Source organism: Pannonibacter sp. XCT-53 (assembly GCF_009915765.1).
GTDB lineage: Bacteria > Pseudomonadota > Alphaproteobacteria > Rhizobiales > Stappiaceae > Pannonibacter > Pannonibacter tanglangensis.
Genome location: NZ_JAABLQ010000001.1, coordinates 288570 through 308621 on the forward strand (window position 1 = coordinate 288570; position 20052 = coordinate 308621).

A 20052-nucleotide genomic window follows, 5' to 3' on the forward strand; every position below is an offset into this window, starting at 1 on the left:
CGCTGGCGGCGGCACCGGTTGCGGCGCCGCGAATCTGATGACGGACTGGCCCGACTATAGCGGCTATTCGCCAACCCCCACCACATCCGCCGTTTCCCAGGCCAGATGCTGGCCACCGTCAAGCGCCAGCATCTGGCCGGTGACCGAGCGGGCCTGCCAGAAATAGCGGACGGTCGCGCCGAATTCCTCCGGGGCCGGGCCGCGGCGCAAGAGCACCGCCTCCTGCTGGCGGCGGAAGTCGTCCTCCGTCTGCCGCTCGTTGCGGAAGCTCGGGCCAGGGGCAATGGCATTGACGCGGATCCGGGGCGCAAGGGCCTGTGCGGTCATCCGGGTGGCCTCCCACAGCGCTGCCTTGGACAGAGCGTAGGACATGAACTTCGGGGTGGGCTTCCACACCCGCTGGTCGATCAGGTTGACCACGAGCCCCTCGGCCTCCGGCGGCAGCGCCGCAGCGAAGGCGTCCGTCAGGAACAGCGGGGCCTTGACGTGGATCGCGTAGTGCCGGTCGAACCGGTCCTCGTCCAGCGCGCCCATCTCGTCGGGCTCGAAGATCGAGGCATTGTTGATCAGGCAGTGCAGCGGGCCAAGCGCTTCGCCCGCTTCGGCGACGAGCCGGCCGGCGGCCCCCGGGTGAAGCAGGTCGCAAACGATCACGGCGACGCGACACCCGGCTGCACGCAGCTCCTGGGCCAGCGCCTCGGCCTTGTCCGCAGAGCGGTTGGCGTGAAGCGCAAGGCTCCAGCCTGCGGCCGCCAGGTCGCGCGCCATGGCGGCGCCGATGCGGCTCGAGGCCCCGGTGATCAGGGCCGTGGCAGTCGATGGGGTCATCTGCATCTTTCTTGTGTGCCGGGACCTGAAGCCTGCGGTCCGGGCACGCGTCTTGTATAAGCGCTATACGGCGGCTGCAGGGGTGCTGGATCAGTGGCCGGGTCGCGGAATTCAGGCGCCTGCCGGGCCCGGGCGCAGGTCCCGCGCGGGGCGTCTCCCGGCCTGTTCGGGCAGCGTTAACCATGAGCTAACCATGCCCAATTTTACCTCCGTTGCGCCACGGTTTTTCCTCATTCCGCTAATCATTCAGACATAAACGGCGCTCATATCTGGGTACGGGTGAGGATGGGGACAGCCGCCGCACAGCGGCGCATGGCGTGCTCCTCTTCCGGGTACCGTTGTATTTTGTAACAGTAATGCGTGGAGCATGATCATGAAGAGTCTTGCAGCAGCCGGCGCCTCCCTCGCCGTTCTCGCCGCTCTCTCGGGCCAGGCAATTGCGGCTGACCTTCCCCAGTCTTCCTTCCCGGCAAACGACTACAGCGCGCCGGTCGACAGCTCGCGGTTTGACTGGTCGGGGTTCTATTTCGGTGGCAACCTGGGCTGGAGCTGGGCCGAGTTCTCCCACCGCTCCAACCCGACCGGCAAGTTCAACGCCCGCGGTGACGGCGTCACCTTCGGCGTGCATGGCGGCTACAACCACGAGATCTTCCCGAACTTCATCGCCGGTGTCGAAGCCGACCTGCAGTATGCGGATCTCGAGAAGCGCCGTTCGTCCAACAACGTCAGCGTTCGCGCCAGCTCCAACTGGAACGGCAGCCTGCGCGGCCGCCTCGGCGTGACCTTCGACCGCTTCATGGTCTACGGTACCGGTGGTCTGGCCATCGCCGACCTGACCGTCCGCGCTCCGACCGGCAAGCACGACGCCACCCAGCTGGGCTGGACCGTCGGTGCGGGCGTCGAGGGCGCCGTGACGGACAAGGTCACGGCCCGTCTCGAGTACCTCTATGCCGACTACGGCCGCGACAGCTTCAACCTGGGTCCGGTGCGCTACCGCACCGAGACGACCACGTCGACGCTGCGCGCAGGTGTCAGCTACAAGTTCTGAGCCGCATACCGGCACGGACTTTCCTGAAGCCCGGCGACCCTGTCGCCGGGCTTTGCCTTTTTTGGTCGCGATAAGTTGTCCTGCCAATTCAACACTTTGCCTTCGCAGCCGGACGGCTGCCGATGTAAGGTCGGCCCGACGCGCCACGGACAGGAGGGAGTGACGGCATGCGATTTGTCCTGCGCAGCATCATGGGCTTCGGACTGTTTGCCGTGATGGTCTGTGCGATCGGCTATGGTGTCTACCACCTCCATGCGGCCGCCACGGCCCCGCAGGAGACCCGGTCGCGCCCGCCGGCCGAACGCAGCTTCCTTGCCAACACCGCCACCTTCGAGGATGTAACAGTAACGCCGGAGATCACGGCCTATGGCCAGATCCGCAGCTGGCGCACGCTGCAGCTGCGGGCCTCGTCCGACGGCCAGCTGGTCGAGATGTCCGAACGCTTCCGCGATGGGGCGCAGGTGAAGGCAGGGGACGTGCTGCTGCGGATCGATCCGGCGGAGGCCACCTCGCGGCTGCTCGATGCCCGCGCCAATCTCTCCGATGCCCGCTCCGACAAGGACGAGGCCGAGGAAGCCATCGTCGCGGCCGAACGGGAGCTGGAGGCGACGCGCAAGCAGGTGGAGCTGCGCAAGCAGGCGCTCGAGCGCCAGCGTCAGCTGATGGACAAGGGCTATTCCACCATGGCGCTGGTGGAGCAGGAACAGCTCAGCGTCGCCGCGATCGAGCAGGCCCTGAACAACCGTCTGCAGTCCGTGCTGTCGGCCCGCAAGCGGATCGAACGCAGCGACTTTGCGCTCAAGCGCGCCGAGGTGGCGCTGAAGGATGCCGAGCGCATCCTGGCCGAGACAACGGTGACCGCGCCCTTCGACGGCATTCTCGACACGGTCGGCGTGACGCTGGGCCGCCGGGTGTCGCCGAACGAGGAACTCGCCAACCTGATCGACCCGACAGCCCTCGAGGTGCGCTTTTCCGTGTCGACCGAGCAGTTCTCGCGGCTTCTGGGCAGCGACGGCCAGCTCCTGCCGCAGCCTGTCAGGGTCATCCTGACGCTTGGCGAGCGCCGCATCATCGCCGAGGGGCTGCTGGAGCGCGTGGCCGCCGTCGTGGGAGAGGGCGAGGCGGGGCGGACCCTCTTTGCAAGTCTCGACGTGGGCACCGACACGGTGTTCCGGCCGGGCGACTTCGTCACGGTCGAGATCGAGGAGCCGGCCTTGTCGCAGGTGGCCGTCGTGCCGGTCAGTGCCGCAACCGAGGACGGTCGGCTGCTGGTCGTGGGCGCCGACAACCGTCTGGAGGAAATCCAGGCCCGGGTGTTGCGGCGCAGGGGCGACGAGCTGATTGTCGCCGGCGTTCCTTTCGGACGCGAGTATGTCCGCGAGCGCCTGCCGCAGCTCGGCAGCGGCATCCGCATCGAGCGCCGCCAGCCGGCCGGTGCGGCCGCGCCGGTCGCGCAGGCTCCGGGTGCGCCGTCCACCGCCGAGGGCGAGATGGTCCGGCTCGAACCGGAACGGCGGGCCGCATTGCTTGCGCAGCTCGCCGCGAGTGCCATGCCCGATGACCGCAAGGCGCGGCTGATCGAGGCGCTCAACCAGCCCGAGGTCTCCCGGGCGCTGGTCGAGCGGATCGAGGCCCGCGCCGGGCGGAGGGGCTGACGATGCGCAGTCCCGGCGGCGAACGGTTCGGTTCCGTCCTCGACTACATGGTCCGGCATGGCACGGCGGCCAACCTGCTGCTGATGATCATGCTGCTGGCCGGGATCTACGCCGGCCTGCAGATCCGCACCCAGTACTTCCCCGATGTCGTCAACGAGACGATGACCGTCACCGTGCGCTGGTCCGGGGCGGGGCCCGAGGACATGGATCGCGGCGTCGTCGAGGTGCTCGCGCCGCCGCTGCTCGCCGTCGAGGGGGTGGAAGAAGCCCAGTCGGTGGCCCGGCAGGGCACGGCAACGCTGACGCTGACCTTCGAGGCGGGCTGGGACATGTCCCGGGCCTCGGAAGACGTGAAGGCTGCCGTCGACCAGAGCCGCGCCAACCTGCCGACCGGGTCCGAGCTGCCGGATGTGGCCCGGGGCGGGTTTCGCGACCGGGTGACCAATGTGGTCATCTACGGTCCCGTCGACCTGGACCAGATCGCCCGCCTGTCCGATGACCTTCAGAGCCGGCTGTTCCGCGCCGGCGTGACACAGGTGACGGTGCGCGGCGTGGCGGATCCCGTCATCCGGGTGATGGTGCGCGAGGCCGATCTCATCCGGCATGACCTGACCCTGCAGGATGTGGCCGATGCCATCGGCACGGAGGCCGAATCGGCCCCGGCCGGCTCGATCGGCAATGGCGCTGCGCGGCTGCGCACCGGCTCGGACCGCCGCAGCGAGACCGATCTGGGCGACATCCGCATCCGCGCGCCTGCCGGTGGCGAGGCGCTGGTGCTGCGGGAGGTCGCCAGCATCGAGACCGAGGGGGCCGAGCGCGGCATCGCCTTTTTCCATGAGGGCCAGCCGGCGGTGGTCCTGCGCGTCGACCGCAATGCCCAGGGCGACACGATCAAGATCCAGGGCGAGGTCGAACGGGTCATCGAGGAGATGCGGCCGACCCTGCCGTCCGGGGTCGAGATCGTCCTGACCGAGACGCGCACCCGGGAAATCATCGACCGGCTGAACATCCTGATCGAGAACGGCATCGGCGGCCTGCTGCTGGTCCTGTTGTTCCTGTTCCTGTTTCTCTCGGCGCGCACCGCCTTCTGGGTCGCTGCCGGCATTCCGGTGGCGATGGCGGCCACCATCGGCCTCATGTACGCGTTCGGCATGACGCTGAACATGATGTCGCTGTTCGCGCTGATCATCTGTCTCGGCATCGTGGTGGATGATGCGATTGTCGTCGGCGAGCATGCCGACCATCTGGGCAAGCAAGGTTATGGCCCGGCGGAGGCCGCGTCGCTTGCGGCCCGGCGCATGACCGCACCGGTGATTGCCGCCTCGCTGACGACGATCATCGCCTTTGCCGGGCTTGCCGCCGTCGACGGGCGGTTTGGCGCCCTGATCCAGGACATTCCGATTGTCGTCGCCATCGTGCTCCTGGCGAGCCTGGTCGAATCCTTCTTCATCCTGCCGGCGCACATGCGTCATGCCATCGCCGCAGAGCAGCGCAAGCCGTCCTGGTTCGACTGGCCGAACCGCGTGTTTAGCCGCGGCTTCGACTGGTTCGTTGCCCGGCTGTTCCGCCCCTTCATGCGGCTGGTGGTACGCCTGCGCTATCCGGTCCTCGGGGGCAGCATCATGGTGCTGCTGCTGTCGGCCAGCCTCTATGTCGACGGCACAGTGCCCTGGCGCTTCTTCAACTCGCCCGAGCGCGCCGTCGTCTCCGCCAACGTGGCCATGATGCCGGGTGCGCAGCGCGACGACACCAAGGCCATGCTGCGCGAGATGGAGCGGGCGCTCACCGTCGTGAACGACCGCTATGCGGAGCAGCATGGCACGGCACCGGTGGTCTTCGCGCTGACCCAGGTCGGCGGCAGTTCCGGCTGGGGCTTCCGCGCCGGCGAAACCAAGGACCCGGACCAGCTCGGCTCCATCGACATCGAGCTGATCGATCCGGACCTCAGGCCCTATTCGGCGCAGCGCTTCCTGTCGGACTGGGAGAAGGAAGTGGTCGCAACGCCATTGCTGGAGACCCTGTCCCTGCGCGGCGGCCGGTCCGGGCCCGGCGGGCAGGCCATTGATGTCCGGCTGCGGGGGGGCACGGCGGACACGCTTAAGGCAGCGGCGGAAGAGCTGAAGCGCCAGCTTGCGGTGCTGCCGGGTGTCGGTGCGCTGGAAGACACGATGGCCTTCGACAAGACCGAGCTGACGGTGCGGCTGACCCCGCGCGGCGAGGCGCTGGGCTTCCGCTCCGACCAGATCGCCCGGGAATTGCGCAACCGTCTCGAGGGCATCGAGGTCGTCGAGTTTCCGCTCGACCGGCGCACCGTCACGATCAAGGTCAACATGCCGGATGAGGAAACCCATTCGGCCTTCCTCTACCAGACCCGGATCAAGTCGCCGGGCGGCAGCTACGTGGCGCTGAGCGAGGTGGTCACCATCGAGGCGGACTACGGCTTCTCCTCTGTCCGGCGCGAGGACGGGCTGCGCACGCTGAGGGTCACCGGCGACATTTCCGAGGATGACCCTTCCGCCGCGGCCGAGGTCACCCGGGCGCTGCGCGACCGCATCCTGCCGGAGATCGCCAGCGGTTTCGGCATCGAGACCGAGCTCGGGGGGCTGGCGGAGCAGGAGGACGCGTTCCTTCAGGATGCCCTGCTTGGCCTCGTCCTCTGTCTTGCCGGGATCTATCTGACGCTGGCGTGGATCTTTGAATCGTGGACGCGGCCGATCATCATCATGCTGGTGATCCCCTTCGGCGCGGTCGGCATGATCTGGGGGCACCATGTCCACGGGCTGCCGCTGTCGATGTTCTCCATCATCGGCTTCATCGGCATGGCCGGCATCATCATCAACGACTCGATCGTGCTGGTGACGACCATCGACGAGAACAGGGCCCGGCGTCCCTTCCTCGAGGCGATCGTCGACGGTGTCTGCGACCGCCTGCGGGCGGTGATCCTGACCACGGCGACCACGGTCTTCGGCCTTGCGCCGCTCCTGTTCGAGACGAGCCGGGCCGCGCAGTTCCTGTTGCCCACCGTGATCACGCTGGCCTATGGCCTGGGCTTTGGCCTGCTGCTCGTGCTGCTGCTGACGCCGTCGCTGCTGGCGATCCAGCATGATGCCGGCATGGCCCTGCGCTCGGGACGCCGCGCCCTGGCCCTCACCCTGGCGAAGACGGTGCCGGCAGGCCTGCTCGGGGGCTGGGGCCGCAGCGGCCGGCCGCAGGCCGGGCAGGCGGAGGCAGGCTCGCCGCCCCGGCCCCTCGACGGCCCGACACCGCCGGCCGAATGACCGGCGCGCCGGGGCCGGCGCGGCTTACCACTCGACCGGTTCGATCCGTGTCTGCGCGAACATCGGCACATGGGCCTCGAAGCCCGCGAGCCAGGTTGCCAGATGCGGGCAGTTGTCCCGCCAGGCGCCCTTGAAGCGCAGGTCCAGATAGCCGAGCGCGCAGGCGAGCGCGATGTCGCCGATGTTGACCAGCGGGCTGGTGACGGCGCGCGGCGGCACGGCCTCCAGCGCCGACAGGGCGCGGGCAACCTTGTCTGCCTGATAGGCAACCCAGTCCGGGTGACGCCGCTCTTCCGGGCGCAGGCGCTTCTCGTAGACCTGCAGGATGCTGGCATCGTTGATGCCGTCCGCCAGGGCCTGCAGCCGCAGCACCTCGAAGCGGCTGGCGTCGGCCGGGATGATGCGCAGGCCCGGCGAGATGTGATCCAGATACTCCACGATCACCCGGCTGTCGTAGAGCACGGTGCCGTCCGGAAGGATCAGGGCCGGGATCTTGCCGAGCGGATTCTGGATGCGGATCGTGTCGTCGGGATTGGTCGTGTCGGCCGGATCGATGGTGATCCGGTCCAGCAGTCCAAGCACGCTTGCAGCCACCTTCACCTTGCGGCCGAAGGGTGAGGCGGGAGACGAACGCAGTACCAGCATGGGTGGGGAACTCCTTCAGCGGTGGGAGCTCAACTGTGCATGCCGGGATGCCGGCCGCAAGGGGCAGATGGCCGCAAATCGCTGGTATCTTTGAGCTAAACTCTAATGGAATGTCTTAGGGCTTTTTAAAGGATTGTGGCTAGGGTCGCGACTGAGACGAGACTTGGAGCATTTGGAAGTGGCCGTCGCACAGCTCTGGAGCAGATACTGGTTCGCCCGCTGCCTGTTGGAAACAGGGCTGCTGGCGTGCCTTTTCTACGCGCTGTCCGGCCCTGCCTTCGACGGTCTGCGGCCCGGCTTTGCCGAAGAACCGCTGCGCGCCTATCGCGTGGCCGTGACGGAGGCCGCCAGGGAAACCGCCTCGATCCTCGATGCTGGCCCGGCCCGGCTGGCCGTCATGCGTGTCGAGCGGCTGAAGCGCGACTACATCGACCGCAACATCAAGCTCGCCATGCCGAAGTGACCGCGGGTGCAGGTTGCACCTCGACCTGGCAGCCCGACCTCGTTGGCTCAGGGGGCCGGCACCTCGACGACCCGGGCCCGGCAATCGGCCCGGTCAACAGCCGGGCAGGACCGGAAGTTCAGCTCCTTGTCGAAGCAGATGCGGACTTCCTTCAGCTTGCCGGCATCGCAGGTGGTGGCGATCGCGTTGTCACGCAGGCCCGGATTGGACATGCGGAACGCCGTCTCGACCGCATCCGGGCCGATGCGCCCGCCGTTGCGCAGGTTCTGGAACGCGGCCGGAATCGTGATCTTCTCGAAGGCAGCCCGGGTGAGGTCGAAATAGGCGGCGGCCGACAGGCCGGTGCAACTGCCATGCTTGCGCCACTGGTGCTGGATCAGTCCGCGGCTCGGCATGATGTCGAACAGGCCCTCGACGATCTCGCGGCTCGGCTGGTTTTCGCGCGGCAGCGCGCAGAAATCCGGCCAGCCCCGTTCATGCTGCGGCCACAGCCCGTGCACGATGAAGCGGAACGGCCGCGCGGCGCGGCACTGCTGCGGGTCGGCCCGGGCCCCGGCTGTCGCGCAATAGGTCGGCGACCAGGACAGCGCCAGGACGTAGAAGTCGAAATCCCCGGCCTCATCGTCGTCGGCGCGGGCGGTCGTGGCCGGGAGCAGCGCAACTCCCAGCAGCACCAGCAGGGCGGACAGGCAGCCGTGGATCGCCTGCCTCACATCTGAAACCGAAAGACGCATCGCCAAACCCGACCTCGGCAGCCGCATCAGGGACGCACGGTCCGGCAGCCGCCGTTATGCACGTGCCAGCGGTCCAGCCCCTCGAGGCAGGCATCGACGCGCCAGCCGACCGAGGCAAATCCGTTGTACTCGACAAGCGCGTAATGCACGCCATGCCGGCTGCCGTCCGACAGCGTGGCGATGCCGCTGCAGTAGCGGCGCGCGAGCGGGCTGATGCCATCGGCGCGATAGCCCACTTCGGCGATGCGCTCGATCCCGGTGATCGTGCGCCCGCCGTAGTAGATGGCATCGGCCGACGCGACACGCCCGGCGACCGCGCCCTGCACGGAGGCGTCGCTGCAGGCCGGCAGGCGCGGCTCGCTCGTCACCGCGAAATAGACCCGCTCCTGGGCCTGCACCGCGGTACCGGACAGGGTCGCCCCGGACAGGAGAAGGGCGGCGACGGCAAGGCGGGTTGCTTGCAGGGACAGGCGCATGGGCAAGGCTCCGGAACAGGGCACGAAACTGACGCAGCGACCTTGGCCGAGGGGCGTTTGGGCGTCAAGGCCGGATCGCTGCGCTCTGCCGGCGGCGGCCGTGTGTGTTGTCGGGAGCGGCCGTCTTGGCCCGGCTGCGGTCACTCCGGGATGATCTGGCGGACCACTGCCTCAGCGTCCGGCCCTTCACCCAGCACATCGCGCAGCCAGGGCAGGGCAACGCGCATGTCGTCGGCCAGGGTGTAGGGGGCGTTGACGAGCGTCATGCCGGAACCGCGCATCGGGCTGTCCGGATCGCTGCGGCCGATGCTCAGTTCCAGCGTCAGGACGTCACGCACGCCGGCCTCCTCCAGCGTGCGGTGGAACCGGTCGATGCCCTTGCGGTCCTTCAGCGGGTACCAGACCAGATACATGCCGTTGGTCCAGCGCTTCCAGGCCTTGACGAGGCCGTCGGCAATCCGCTCGAACTCGTCGGTCACCTCGAAGGCCGGGTCGATCAGGACCAGGCCGCGCTTCTCCTTGGGCGGAACGAAGCTTCCGAGCGCCAGCCAGCCGTCGAGGTGGATCACCTTCACCTGCCAGTCTCCGGCAAAGCGACCGGCCAGTGTGGCATGATCGGCCGGATGCAGCTCGGTCAGCGTCAGCCGGTCCTGCGGCCGCATCAGCATTCGCGCCAGCATCGGCGAGCCCGGATAGATCTCGAGAGGACCGGCCGGATTGGCTGCGGCCACGGCCTCGAGCCAGGGGGCAAGAATGCGTGCGACCGCGTCCGGCCGCGCCTCCGCCAGCACCCGGCCGATGCCGCGCTGCCACTCGCCGGTCTTCTGCATTTCCTCCAGCGCCAGCGGGTAGGCGCCGATGCCGGCATGGGTGTCGATGACGCGGAACGGCTGGTCCTTGCGCTTGAGGTAGGTCAGGCAGGCGGCCAGCACGGCGTGCTTGAGCACGTCGCCAATGTTGCCGGCGTGATAGGCGTGGCGGTAGTTCATCGGATCATGTCCTTGGCATCTGCGGGGCGAACGAGGAAGATCACGGCCTTGCTGCCGTGATCGGCCCGCCCGGTGATCTCGAACCCGAGACGCTGGTGAAAGCGCAGCGAACCGGGATTGGCCGGTCTTTCGTTCACCTCGCATGTCAGGGGCCGGCCCGTGCCGGCCTCGGCGGCGGCCAGCGCCGCATAGAGCTGCGCACCCAGGCCCTGGCTGCGCTGTCCTTCGGCGAGCGCGATGCGGTCGACATAGGCCATGCGCGGGTGGCGTGCGGCGAGCCAGGCATAATTGGGGCTGCCATACGCCGCTCCCTCATGCAGGCACAGCAGGAATCCCGCCACTCCGGCGTCCGCCGTCTCGGCAACAAGCACATGGGCCGCCTGTTGCATCAGCCGGGCGAGGCTGTCTGCGTCGAGGTCACCGACCGCAGGCACATTGGCCTGGTTGATGGCGAGGAGGTCCGGAAGGTCGTCAAGTCGGGCGGGTCTGATCGGCATGGGTCGGCTTTGGTGCGAGAGGTCGGCATATGGCGGCAGGGGCAGGGGGGGCGTCAAGCGTGGTGTGCCGAAGGACGCGGGCGGGCGTGCGTTTCCGCAGCCTGCGGAGGCGCCGCATCACCCCAGGGTTCCGGGCCAGGCCCCAGCACGGATCCGGCATTGTCCCTTCGCTGGCCCTGCGCTGGTTCTGCGCTGACCCGGGACCGGCCCTGTGCCGGCCCCGCACTGACCCTGCACTGGCTCGGGACAGGCACGCTCTCGGGCCATGGTCGGCATGAGCCCGGGGCAATGGAGGCGCGGAGCAGGCTGTCCGGCCCGTCGCCTTCCTCTGCGTCCCAGACCCTGCGCCGGCCGGTGGCCGCGTGATCCATGCGCCCTGACGGATCAGACCGACCGGTCTTCTGTCCCTGCCTGATGTCGTGCTTGCTGCCGTGTTTTCTGGCTGGCCTTGCTGGCTGGCCTTTTCGGCTGGTCTTGTCTGCCAGCTGCACCCCTCTGCAGAGACCCTGCCGACATGATCGCCTGAGCGCCCGGCAGCGGGGGACTGCGGGCCCTGGCTGGTCAGTGGGAAGCCAGTGGGATGCCTGCGGGATGCCAGTCGGAAGCCAGTCGCGGCCAGCCGGTTTGGGGTCAGTCTGTGATGTCCCGCCAGACCGTTGCAGCCCGGGTCCTGGCTCGGCAGGGCCCTGCGCGCCCGCCAGCCGGACGCCCCGAAATACGGCCGTTTCCGCCAGACCTTTGCAAGCCCGATGCCGGCTCACCAGACGTGTCCCAACAGACGTGACTCCGTGGAAGGGTGACTCACCAGACGTGACACAGTGGACGTGCCCCACCAGACGTGACGCCGTGGCTGGTGGCTCACCAGACGGTGACCTGCCAGACGGGGCCCAGCAGACGCGACCTGCCGGCCGCTGGCCCTAAAAAACTCGACCCATGGATCGGGGATCCATGGGTCGAGCATCATGGGTTCCGGGACGCCGGCAGACGATCAGTCGTCGTAGCCGTCGTCGTCCTGGTCCTGGCCGGCATCTGCCGCGCCGGAGGCATCGCCTTCGAGCAGCTGCAGGTTCACCGCCTTCGGGCCCTTGCCGCGACGATCCGGCTCGGTCTCGAAGGAGACGCGCTGGCCGCTGTCGAGGGACTGGAAGCCCGACCGCTCGACGGCCGAGATGTGGACGAACACATCGGCTTCGCCGTTGTCCGGAGTGATGAAGCCAAAGCCCTTGTCGGCCTTGAAGAACTTCACCGTACCCGGCTGACGCGGGCCGCGCTCGACCGGAGCGTCGAACTCGGGACGCGGACGACGCGGACGGAAGCCGCCTTCGCCGTCACCATCCCCGCCGCCGCCGCCACCGCCGAAGCGGCCACCGCCGCCACCGCCGCCGCCGCCGAAGCGTCCGCCGCCACCACCGTAGCCGCCGCCGCCGCCGTCACGGCCGCCGCCGAAACCGCCGCGACCACCGCCGCCACCATAACCGCCGCCGCCTTCGCGGCCGCCACCACCATAGCCGCCACGGCCGCCGCCGTAACCGCCACCGCCTTCACGGCCGCCGCCGTAGCCGCCGTCACGCCCGCCGCCATAACGGCTGCCGCCGTCACGATCGCCGGATGCATATTCATCACGGCCGTAGCCGTAGCCACCAGTGCGGCGGGCACCGCCAAAGTCACCGCCGCCAAAGTCACTGCCGCCGCCGAAATCGCTGCCGAAGTCCTGCGGACCGCCGAACTCGCGCTTGCCGCCGCGCCGTCCGCGCGCCCGCCGGTCCGAATCGCCATCGTGCATTGCTGAATCACCTTCATTACGTGCCGCCTTCGACGGCACCGACCCATTCCTCGTTAATCCGCATCAAGATGCGGGCTTCCGTGCAGGCTTTTGGCCTGCACATGCCAACAGCCATGGTATTGGGGTGAAACAACACTGCCGCAACCCGATCCAGTCCGCCGCAAAAAATATCATAGCTGTGCGTTAGGGCTTCGGGCAAGCGAATCCTTATCGATCTTTCGTATTCGCTGTCCGAGACACCGACGAGCTTTGCACACTATCCCGCAACGGAACTTCCTTTTCATCAGCGTGGTCGGGCCTGCACTCTTCTGCGGCAAGCAACCCGGCCGGCGCGCCCAGAACAGGTTCCGTCGAGAGGAAATCAGCGAGGGGCATCCGGAAATACGCGCAAACAGGCGGTCGCAAGCGGCCTTTCTACCGGGCGTTGTCACCTGTGTTTGCTGCAAGTGCATTATTTCAGCGCACCGAACGGGTTAGATTTAAACCGTCCGGTTTTGGGCTGCCGGACCTTGGCGCAAGACCTCTGATCTTGCGCGTTCGGTTCGCGTTCCGTTGCCGGAAAACGCCCGGATCCGGGCCGGTTCGTGACCCGGGCCGGCTGCCCATGGCTCACGTCGGCGACGGGCCGCGCCGTGACTGCCCGGTTGTGCTTGCCTGTCGCGTGGTCAAGCCTGTAGTCAGGCAACAGACGAGCCGAACGGAGCCAGATCCGCATGTCCAGCGCCACCGATGACACCCTGCCGCCGATCCAGGTCGCGATCATTCCCGTCACCGGGTTCCAGCAGAACTGTTCGCTGATCTGGAACCCGGCCACCATGGCCGGTGCCGTTGTCGATCCGGGCGGGGATGTGGAGATCATTCTCGAGACGATCAAGGCCTACAAGGTCTCGGTCGAGCGGATCCTGCTCACGCATGGGCATCTGGATCATGTCGGCGGTGCGGCCGATCTGGCGGCGGCGCTTGGCGTGCCGGTGGAAGGCCCGCACGAGGCCGATCGCCCCCTGATCGCGCGGGTGGAGGAACAGGCCATCAAGTTCGGCGTGTCGGGGCTCAAGAGCGTCGAACCGGACCGCTGGCTGTCGGAGGGCGAGACGGTCCGGATCGCCGACCGGGACTTCTCGGTCCTGCATTGCCCCGGCCATGCCCCCGGGCATGTCGTCTTCTACAATCCGGACCTGAAGTTTGCGGTCTCGGGCGATGTGCTGTTTGCCGGGTCCGTCGGACGCACGGACTTGCCCGGCGGCGACCATGCCACGCTCATTCACTCGATCCGCACCAAGCTGCTGCCGCTGGGTGACGATGTCACCTTCCTGCCGGGCCACGGCGAGGCGTCCACGCTCGGACATGAGCGGCTGACCAATCCGTTCCTGCGCTGACGCCAGGTCAGAGCAGGCTGCGCAGGTCCTCGATCCGGTCGTTGACCAGCCAGCCGTAATAGTTCTCCTGGGGCCAGGTGCTGCCGGAGCGGCGGAACTGGGCCGCGCGGCCCCACGGATTGCCGAGATTGTAGAGCGTCGCCGTCAGGCCGGGATTGCCGGAAATGTCGACGCCGGCCACGGTCCGGTACGCCTCGATGGCATCCTGGATGATCGCGGCCATGTAGTGCAGCGAGATGTTGGGATCCATCGTTGCCTGATAGATCTCGTTGGCATCCCGGGCCGTGAGCCGCGCGAACCGGCTCTCGCGGGCAACGCGATCCGTCATCTTCAGCACGGTCAGCGGGTTCAGCTGGCCAAGGCCGAAGCTCTGTCCGGCGAAGAGCGGCTGGAAGAAGGTCTCGTTGAGGTTGGTGCGCGGAAAGCGCTTGCCGTCGACCGTGCGGCCACGGAACGTGCTTTCCCAGACGCCCTCGTAGCAGGTCCACAGCGCGTTGCTGTCCTCCTGCCGGGCGGCGGTGTTGCACTCGGCAAACTGCGGCCGCAGGACGAAATCCGCCACATCCTCGCCGTCATACTGGAACCGGAGGCTGACGCCGGCATAGGCGAGCGCCTTGACGTAGTAGCTCTGCGCGCTGTCGAGCGAATCAAAGTTGTAGGTGTGTTCGCCGACGATCGCCCCGATCATGTGCAGCGGGTCGATGCCGTAGCGGGCCGAGACGCGCTTGATGTCGGCGATCAGGCTGCGGTCACGGCGCAGCACGGTAAGGACACGCTCGAACTTGGCATCGTAGGAGGATTTCAGCGCGGCCGTGCGGCGCGCCGAGGCAAAGGGAATGGCCGGCTGCTCCGCGTTGCGGTTGCCTTCCGGCACCACGCGGGCCCCGTCGGCGCGCGCAGGGCTGCTCACGGCGCAGGACAAGGCAATGCCCAGGGCTGCGAACAGGCTGGCAAGGGTCACAGACAAGCGCCGTGCCGGGCGCGGATTTCCGGTCAATTCCATTGCCTGACTCCAGGCCCCCATGGCCTGCACTTACACAGGGCTATGAGCAAACTTCAAGACGAAAACATGGCTTTTGGCCGACAAGTTTCAGCCATCCGGCAACAATTTCACACCTTGGCGAATCGAGCATGGGCCGGAGCCTAGGAACCACTGCCGCGAGGGAACTGGCAAGCGTCCGGAGAGCCGAATTTCATCTTTTTTCGGACCCGCGCCGGGCTGGCCCCATGCGCAGCTGGACCGACGCCGGCACGCCGACCAGGGCGAGGAATTCCTGATGCCGTCGCAGCCCGCACAGCTCGCGCTGGATGATGACGTGCCAGAGGGCCTCGCCGGCCTCGTCGCGGCGCTGCTCGAGCCGCTCGAGCCGATGGGCGCGTTCGTCCTCGCCCGCCTCGGCAAGCCGCCGCTCCGCCGCCGCGAGCCGGTGCAGGGCCTCGTCCAGCTTGCCCGTCAGCCGGGCAAGGGTCGCGGCCTTCTCGGCCAGCACGTCCTGGCGCAGGGCGGCGGCAATCGGATCTTCCGGGTCGGGGGATCGCGAGGAGGGCGGGCGCAGGCTCATAGGGGGCAGCGGGGTGGTGAGGGATCGGGCACGCGGGACTTGGCAAGTGGGACTGGGCAAGCGGGACTGTCAGAGGGCCGGTCGGCCGGAACCGGGCACCCCGTCCACGCCCGCCGCTGCATCCGGCGCAAGGGGGGCGGGGGCGAGAACCGGCATCATCTTCAGCAACCAGACCAGTGTGACCGCCTTCAGCAGGCAGGGCAAGGCGGCGTAGGCGAGGCTGAGCAGAAGCCCGCCCGTCTCGGTCAGGGCGCTGCCGGGGACGTAGCCGAGCAGGCCGAGCGTCGGCAGGACCAGCCCGGTGGCGAGGGCCAGCGCTGCCTTGGAGACGAAGGTCATCACGGAGTAGAGGCGGGAGGCCGCGTCCTGGGCCCGGTCGCGGGCGATGTGGTCGGCAAGGATCGCTGCCGGAAGGGCAAGGTCGGCGCCAAGCGCCAGGCCCGAGAGGATGCAGACCACCGCATAGGCCGTGACGTCGCCCGGACCGAGCAGGCTTGCCCAGACGAAGGTCGCGATCGCCAGTCCCATGGACAGGGCCCAGGCCTGCGGCTTGCCGAACCGGGCGGCAATGCGCGGCCAGAGCGCCATCGACAGCGCACCGGACAGGAAATAGGCAAGCAGGAACAGCCCGGTCTGTGCTTCGGCCCCGATCCGGTCGCGGATGAAGAACATCACCAGCACGGCCGGGATGCTGCCGGCCACGGTGTTGGCGAGATAGAGGCCGAAGAACTGGCGCCGCCAGCGACCCGCCAGAACCTCGCGCCAGCCCACCCCGGCCTCGTCGGCAGCCGGGGCATCCAGCTGTGCCCGGCGCAGCCAGCGCAGCAGCAGCAGCAGGCCCAGGGCGAGCAGCGGCAGATAGAGGAGCGCCAGCCGCTCGAAGGCGACGGCGCGCGGGTCACCAAAGGCCAGGACCGTGGGCGCCATGGCGGCCAGGAGCAGCCCGAGCAGGCCGAAGCCTTCGCGCCAGCTCGCGATGCGGGTCCGGTCGGCGTCGCTCGCATGCCAGAGGCCGCCGAGCGCCTGCAGGTTGATCGACACGACGGAAAACCCGGTGGTGCAGAGCAGGACCGCCGCTGCAAACCACAGCAGCGGCGCCGACCCCATCGGCGTGAACACCATCCAGAAGCCGCCACCCAGCATGAGGGCGCCGATCCACAGGATCAGCCCACGATGCGACGACCAGCGGTCGGACAGGCTGCCGATGAAGGGGTCCTGCACCGCGTCAATCAGCCGGAGGCCGAGCAGCACCGTGCCGAGGGCCGCGAGGCTGACGCCGAGGTCGGTGGCATAGAAGTCCGGCGCATGCAGGTAGACCGGCAGGCCGGCAAAGGCGAGCGGCAGGGCCATGGCACCGTAGGCCGCCATGGACCGGGCCGTGAGGGGGGCGGATGCGGAGGTCATGTGCGGTCGGGTCCAGAACTTGGGTGCGATGGCCGCCGCAGGCGGCCCGGCCCGCGCCCGCAGGTCTCAGACCGGGCGCGGACAGCGGCTCAGGGGCGCAAACCGGTGAGGCGGGCGCGCAGGTCCGGGTCCTGGGTGTTGTTGCCCAGCCAGATGGCGAAGAAGCGGCGCGTGAACTCCTGGTCGGCGATGGTCCCGATCTTCCGGCCGTTCTTGTAGAAGACGGTCTTGCCCGAGGTATCGCGCACGCCGGTGATGGAATCGCCGGAGGCGACATTCGGGAAGATGCGCTGCATCTCGGCGTACCACGCCTGCAGCTTCGCCTCGTCGGAGAAGCCCTGCCGGCGGATCTCGTCCACGGACCGTTCCGCAATCGCATCACCGGAGAAGCGGCGCAGGTAGGTCAGCTTGAGGGCAAAGGGCCGGGAGGCCGAGTAGCGCCCCGACGGCGCATAGAGTTCGGCGTCGAAGATCCGGAAGCCGAGGAAGGTGAGGCGTCCCTTGCCGACCAGTTCGGCCGCCGGCACGAGCTGGCTTGCCGGCCCCAGATCGGCGCGCGCGGCCGGCGGCAGCGCGAGGCAGACGGCGGCCAGAACAGTCACCGCCAGGGAAAGGGTCTGCAGTCGGCTGAGGACGGTCATGATGCCTCCGGTAAATGCATTGTCCAGTTTGCGATTTACGCCGAGGCAGGCAAGACGGATTTGTGATCACCCGGCTGTGAAGGCCGGGTGATCGGACGGGACAAGCGGGGAGACCGGGTCAGAGACCGCTGTTGAAGGCATCGCGGGCGGCGCGACCGGCGTCGGAATTCTTGAAGCAGACATGCAGGCCATGTTCCTTCAGCAGCACCTCGTTGAAGGTCAGCTTGCCGGCCACGGCGGCAACCTGCGGATCGGTCTTGGCCAGATGCTCGAACACGAGCCGGTCGACGACGGCGGCATCCGTCCGGCCGCCAGCGGCCTTCAGGATGTTCTGGCTGTCGCTTTCAGCTTCATCGACCTTGATCTCGCCCTTGGCGACCATGGCGTCGAACTGTTCCTCGTTGTTGTACCCACGCACCACGCCGATCTTGTAGGCCTTCAGGTCCTCGTGGGTTTTCCACGTGATCGGCTTGGTCGCCAGCTGCACGAAGCCAACAGGGCTGACGCCGAAGGACTTCGAGAACAGGCAGCGCGAGCCACCCTTCTCGGCGTCGGCATCCGCCGAATAGTACTCCGGGAACACACCGATCCAGGCGGGATCCTCCGCCGCCATCTTCACCGCGCGGTTCCACGGAAAGACCGTGGCGTCGGCCGTGTGGCCGGCCTTGGCGAAGGCGGCCTTGACCGCATCGGTGCTGGGACCGCTGCCGTCTGCCATCACGTAAGGCGGCCATTCCAGGGTCGTCAGCTTGAAGGTTTCGGCGGAGGCCGGAAGCGAAAAGGCCACGAGCAGGGCTGCTGCGACACCGGTCTTGAGGCTGGTCAACGGCATGAAATTGTCCCCTTTGTAACGTCCTGCGGGTGAGCGGTCGCATCGTCTGCATCCTGCGGTTTCTGGTTCTGCCGCAGCAACGATGCCGTCATCCTTTACGTTAATGGAGACCTGTTAAGCTTCTGCAAATCCTGCTTCGTCAATTGCGGCAAAAGATCTGATCAATTTGCAATCATCTGCGACATCCGTAAGCAAGAGCGGTTTGTTTCGCGGCTAACAACAGCGGGCTTGCTTGCGGCATGCGTCCGTCTGGTGTCCTCGTTTTGCCGCAAGGCGCTGCCTGGCGTGATCAAAGGCCGTTGAACAGACCGTCGCAATCGATTTCCTGCCTCCCTTTTGACGGGAATCGCCGGTATGGATGACGCATGGACGAGCAGACGGTCAGCAGCGGGATCCGGTTTGGCGGGGCGGTCGTGGCTTCGCTGGTCCTGCATATCGTGCTGGCCGGTCTGATCCTTGCAGGCGCCCCGAGCTTCCTGCCAAGCCCCCCGCAGACGGTGGTGGACGTGACGCTGGTGGCGCCGCCGGAGTTGCCCCAGCCAGAGCCCTCCCAGCCCGAACAGCCGCAGCCCGAGCCGCAGCAACCAGACCAGCCGCAACCGGAACAGCCGGCACCGCCACCCGCTCCGGCCCCTGAAGCGGTCCCAGAGGCGGTCCCAGAAGCGACCGCGCCGCCGGCCCCTCCTGTTCCGGATCCTGCGCCGGTCGATCCTGCCCCGGCGCCCGTGGAACAGCCGCAGGCCGAGCCGCAGCCGCAGGCCGCAACTGCCCCGTTGCCGGTCCTGGTGCCCGTGGTCGAATTCGGCGAGGAGGACAGCGGGCCGGAGGCACAGGCCGACGGCAGCGCGGCCGCAGCGCCGCAGGCGGAGGCATCCGAGGACGCAGGGCTGTCCGCGCCGGAGACCGTGACTGCCGATGCCGCAGCCGCCGAAGAGGGGGGAGCTGGCGGCGGTGCTGCGGGAGATGGGACCGCGAGAGAGGGAGAGGCGGGCGATGGGGAGGCCGGACCGGACGGTCCCGAGGCCGTCGCCGATCCCGTCGCCGATCCCGTCGCCGAGGCGGGAGCCGAGGCGGCAGACGAGGGAGCACCTGACGCATCCCCTGGTGCCGGGGCTGAAGTCTCCGAGGCCTCGCCGGAGGCCCGCGTCGAGGATCCTACGGTTGCCGAGGCCGCCGCTGATCCCGAGGCGCCCGCAGCTCCGGCGGCGGGGGCAATCGGCGCGGTTGCAGCGCGCCCGGGGGACCGCCCCGAGCTGCAGGAAAGCCCCGCCGACGGGCCGGGACTGTTGCCGGATCCCGAAGCGGCGTCGACCCTGGTCGGGCCGCTGATGGCCGCGGCCCCACCGAAGCCGAAGCCGCCCGTATCCGGGCGGCAGACCGCCTCTGCCGAGGCGACACCGCCACCGGGAGCAATCCGTCCGGGCCGGGCAGGCTCGGGTGAGGGAACTGGCTCCGGTTCTGGGTCTGGGGTGCTGGCTGAGCTGAGCCCCAGTCGCCGTCTCTTTTCCAACACGCTGTCGGGCGATTCCCGTGCGAGGACAGCCATGCGCGGCATGCCGCGCGAGCAGCGGGCGGACCTCCTGTGCATGACCGAACTGCGGGCACAGCTTCGAGCTGCCTCGCGGACCTATGATCCGGAGATCCTGCCCACATTCCGCCTGCGGGCCGGCACCATCCTGGCGACCGAGCGGGCCGGCTTCCGGGCTGGCGGCTACTGGTACGATGTCGCCTTCCGCTGCGAGATGGACGAGGGCATTACCCGGGTGGTGGCCTTTGCCTTCAAGGTGCGCGGCGCCGTGCCGCGTGGCGAATGGGCCGCCCGGGGCTTTCCCGCCGACTGA

At 68.2% G+C, this 20052-nt stretch carries 18 protein-coding genes; 6 read left to right on the top strand and 12 right to left on the bottom strand.

The genetic code is table 11. The features are described 5' to 3' along the window. Positions 1-63: 63 nt before the first annotated feature. Positions 64-828 (bottom strand): SDR family oxidoreductase, encoded by a 765-nt coding sequence (locus GWI72_RS01445; protein WP_161707684.1) that lies wholly within the window; start codon positions 826-828, stop codon positions 64-66. 373 nt (positions 829-1201) lie between these two features. On the opposite strand from GWI72_RS01445, the gene GWI72_RS01450 reads away from it, so the two are divergent. From GWI72_RS01450 to GWI72_RS01460, 3 genes are all read left to right on the top strand, one after another. Further along, the gene (locus GWI72_RS01450; RefSeq protein WP_161675076.1) at positions 1202-1876 is read left to right on the top strand and encodes an outer membrane protein; all 675 of its coding nucleotides are present in this window, start codon (positions 1202-1204) and stop codon (positions 1874-1876) included. Between the two features lie 167 nt (positions 1877-2043). Further along, positions 2044-3531: an efflux RND transporter periplasmic adaptor subunit gene (locus GWI72_RS01455; protein WP_161707685.1), complete on the top strand. Its 1488-nt coding sequence runs from the start codon at positions 2044-2046 to the stop codon at positions 3529-3531. Positions 3532-3533: 2 nt separating this feature from the next. Further along, the gene (locus GWI72_RS01460) at positions 3534-6809 is read left to right on the top strand and encodes an efflux RND transporter permease subunit (RefSeq protein ID WP_161707686.1); all 3276 of its coding nucleotides are present in this window, start codon (positions 3534-3536) and stop codon (positions 6807-6809) included. 24 nt (positions 6810-6833) lie between these two features. On the opposite strand, the gene GWI72_RS01465 is transcribed toward GWI72_RS01460, so the two are convergent. Next, positions 6834-7454, bottom strand: coding sequence for a glutathione S-transferase (locus tag GWI72_RS01465; protein WP_161707687.1), 621 nt, complete (start codon positions 7452-7454; stop codon positions 6834-6836). A 163-nt stretch (positions 7455-7617) separates the two neighbouring features. On the opposite strand from GWI72_RS01465, the gene GWI72_RS01470 reads away from it, so the two are divergent. After that, a complete protein-coding gene (locus tag GWI72_RS01470; protein WP_161675084.1) occupies positions 7618-7917 on the top strand; it encodes a hypothetical protein in 300 nt (99 codons plus the stop codon). A 47-nt stretch (positions 7918-7964) separates the two neighbouring features. On the opposite strand, the gene GWI72_RS01475 is transcribed toward GWI72_RS01470, so the two are convergent. From GWI72_RS01475 to GWI72_RS20280, 5 genes are all read right to left on the bottom strand, one after another. Beyond that, positions 7965-8651 carry a ribonuclease T2 family protein gene (locus tag GWI72_RS01475; RefSeq protein WP_161707688.1) on the bottom strand — a complete coding sequence of 229 codons (687 nt, stop codon included), beginning with the start codon at positions 8649-8651 and terminating at the stop codon, positions 7965-7967. 26 nt (positions 8652-8677) lie between these two features. Continuing rightward, a complete protein-coding gene (locus GWI72_RS01480) occupies positions 8678-9127 on the bottom strand; it encodes a cytoplasmic protein (protein ID WP_161707689.1) in 450 nt (149 codons plus the stop codon). Between the two features lie 140 nt (positions 9128-9267). Further along, entirely contained in the window at positions 9268-10116 is an 849-nt protein-coding gene (locus tag GWI72_RS01485; protein WP_161707690.1) for a 23S rRNA (adenine(2030)-N(6))-methyltransferase RlmJ, read from the bottom strand. After that, positions 10113-10613 carry a GNAT family N-acetyltransferase gene (locus tag GWI72_RS01490; protein WP_161707691.1) on the bottom strand — a complete coding sequence of 167 codons (501 nt, stop codon included), beginning with the start codon at positions 10611-10613 and terminating at the stop codon, positions 10113-10115. The genes GWI72_RS01485 and GWI72_RS01490 overlap by 4 nt, the downstream gene beginning before the upstream one ends. A 988-nt stretch (positions 10614-11601) precedes the next feature. Continuing rightward, positions 11602-12396 (bottom strand): cold-shock protein, encoded by a 795-nt coding sequence (locus tag GWI72_RS20280; protein ID WP_179956000.1) that lies wholly within the window; start codon positions 12394-12396, stop codon positions 11602-11604. Between the two features lie 713 nt (positions 12397-13109). Between GWI72_RS20280 and GWI72_RS01500 the strand changes: the two genes are divergently transcribed. Then, positions 13110-13772: an MBL fold metallo-hydrolase gene (locus GWI72_RS01500; protein WP_161675093.1), complete on the top strand. Its 663-nt coding sequence runs from the start codon at positions 13110-13112 to the stop codon at positions 13770-13772. A 7-nt stretch (positions 13773-13779) separates the two neighbouring features. Here the strand turns inward: GWI72_RS01500 and GWI72_RS01505 are convergent, their stop codons facing one another. From GWI72_RS01505 to GWI72_RS01525, 5 genes are all read right to left on the bottom strand, one after another. Then, complete coding sequence (locus GWI72_RS01505) at positions 13780-14775, bottom strand: DUF1402 family protein (RefSeq protein WP_161675095.1); 996 nt, start codon at positions 14773-14775, stop codon at positions 13780-13782. 190 nt (positions 14776-14965) lie between these two features. Beyond that, positions 14966-15334: a DUF6665 family protein gene (locus GWI72_RS01510; RefSeq protein WP_161707692.1), complete on the bottom strand. Its 369-nt coding sequence runs from the start codon at positions 15332-15334 to the stop codon at positions 14966-14968. Between the two features lie 69 nt (positions 15335-15403). Then, on the bottom strand, positions 15404-16738 hold the full coding sequence (locus tag GWI72_RS01515) for an MFS transporter (protein ID WP_209000033.1): 1335 nt from the start codon (positions 16736-16738) through the stop codon (positions 15404-15406). An 89-nt stretch (positions 16739-16827) separates the two neighbouring features. After that, entirely contained in the window at positions 16828-17379 is a 552-nt protein-coding gene (locus tag GWI72_RS01520) for a chalcone isomerase family protein (RefSeq protein ID WP_161675100.1), read from the bottom strand. Positions 17380-17497: 118 nt separating this feature from the next. Continuing rightward, on the bottom strand, positions 17498-18211 hold the full coding sequence (locus tag GWI72_RS01525; RefSeq protein WP_161675102.1) for a substrate-binding periplasmic protein: 714 nt from the start codon (positions 18209-18211) through the stop codon (positions 17498-17500). Positions 18212-18576: 365 nt separating this feature from the next. Here GWI72_RS01525 and GWI72_RS01530 point away from each other — a divergent pair, with 365 nt between their 5' ends. Then, positions 18577-20052: a DUF930 domain-containing protein gene (locus GWI72_RS01530; protein WP_161707693.1), complete on the top strand. Its 1476-nt coding sequence runs from the start codon at positions 18577-18579 to the stop codon at positions 20050-20052.

Bases quoted from the DNA above. Each gene is read 5' to 3' on its own strand.
- GWI72_RS01445 (WP_161707684.1), bottom strand. From the start codon at position 828: ATGACCCCATCGACTGCCACGGCCCTGATCACCGGGGCCTCGAGCCGC.
- GWI72_RS01450 (WP_161675076.1), top strand. From the start codon at position 1,202: ATGAAGAGTCTTGCAGCAGCCGGCGCCTCCCTCGCCGTTCTCGCCGCT.
- GWI72_RS01455 (WP_161707685.1), top strand. From the start codon at position 2,044: ATGCGATTTGTCCTGCGCAGCATCATGGGCTTCGGACTGTTTGCCGTG.
- GWI72_RS01460 (WP_161707686.1), top strand. From the start codon at position 3,534: ATGCGCAGTCCCGGCGGCGAACGGTTCGGTTCCGTCCTCGACTACATG.
- GWI72_RS01465 (WP_161707687.1), bottom strand. From the start codon at position 7,454: ATGCTGGTACTGCGTTCGTCTCCCGCCTCACCCTTCGGCCGCAAGGTG.
- GWI72_RS01475 (WP_161707688.1), bottom strand. From the start codon at position 8,651: ATGCGTCTTTCGGTTTCAGATGTGAGGCAGGCGATCCACGGCTGCCTG.
- GWI72_RS01480 (WP_161707689.1), bottom strand. From the start codon at position 9,127: ATGCGCCTGTCCCTGCAAGCAACCCGCCTTGCCGTCGCCGCCCTTCTC.
- GWI72_RS01485 (WP_161707690.1), bottom strand. From the start codon at position 10,116: ATGAACTACCGCCACGCCTATCACGCCGGCAACATTGGCGACGTGCTC.
- GWI72_RS01490 (WP_161707691.1), bottom strand. From the start codon at position 10,613: ATGCCGATCAGACCCGCCCGACTTGACGACCTTCCGGACCTCCTCGCC.
- GWI72_RS20280 (WP_179956000.1), bottom strand. From the start codon at position 12,396: ATGCACGATGGCGATTCGGACCGGCGGGCGCGCGGACGGCGCGGCGGC.
- GWI72_RS01500 (WP_161675093.1), top strand. From the start codon at position 13,110: ATGTCCAGCGCCACCGATGACACCCTGCCGCCGATCCAGGTCGCGATC.
- GWI72_RS01505 (WP_161675095.1), bottom strand. From the start codon at position 14,775: ATGGAATTGACCGGAAATCCGCGCCCGGCACGGCGCTTGTCTGTGACC.
- GWI72_RS01510 (WP_161707692.1), bottom strand. From the start codon at position 15,334: ATGAGCCTGCGCCCGCCCTCCTCGCGATCCCCCGACCCGGAAGATCCG.
- GWI72_RS01515 (WP_209000033.1), bottom strand. From the start codon at position 16,738: ATGACCTCCGCATCCGCCCCCCTCACGGCCCGGTCCATGGCGGCCTAC.
- GWI72_RS01520 (WP_161675100.1), bottom strand. From the start codon at position 17,379: ATGACCGTCCTCAGCCGACTGCAGACCCTTTCCCTGGCGGTGACTGTT.
- GWI72_RS01525 (WP_161675102.1), bottom strand. From the start codon at position 18,211: ATGCCGTTGACCAGCCTCAAGACCGGTGTCGCAGCAGCCCTGCTCGTG.
- GWI72_RS01530 (WP_161707693.1), top strand. From the start codon at position 18,577: ATGGACGAGCAGACGGTCAGCAGCGGGATCCGGTTTGGCGGGGCGGTC.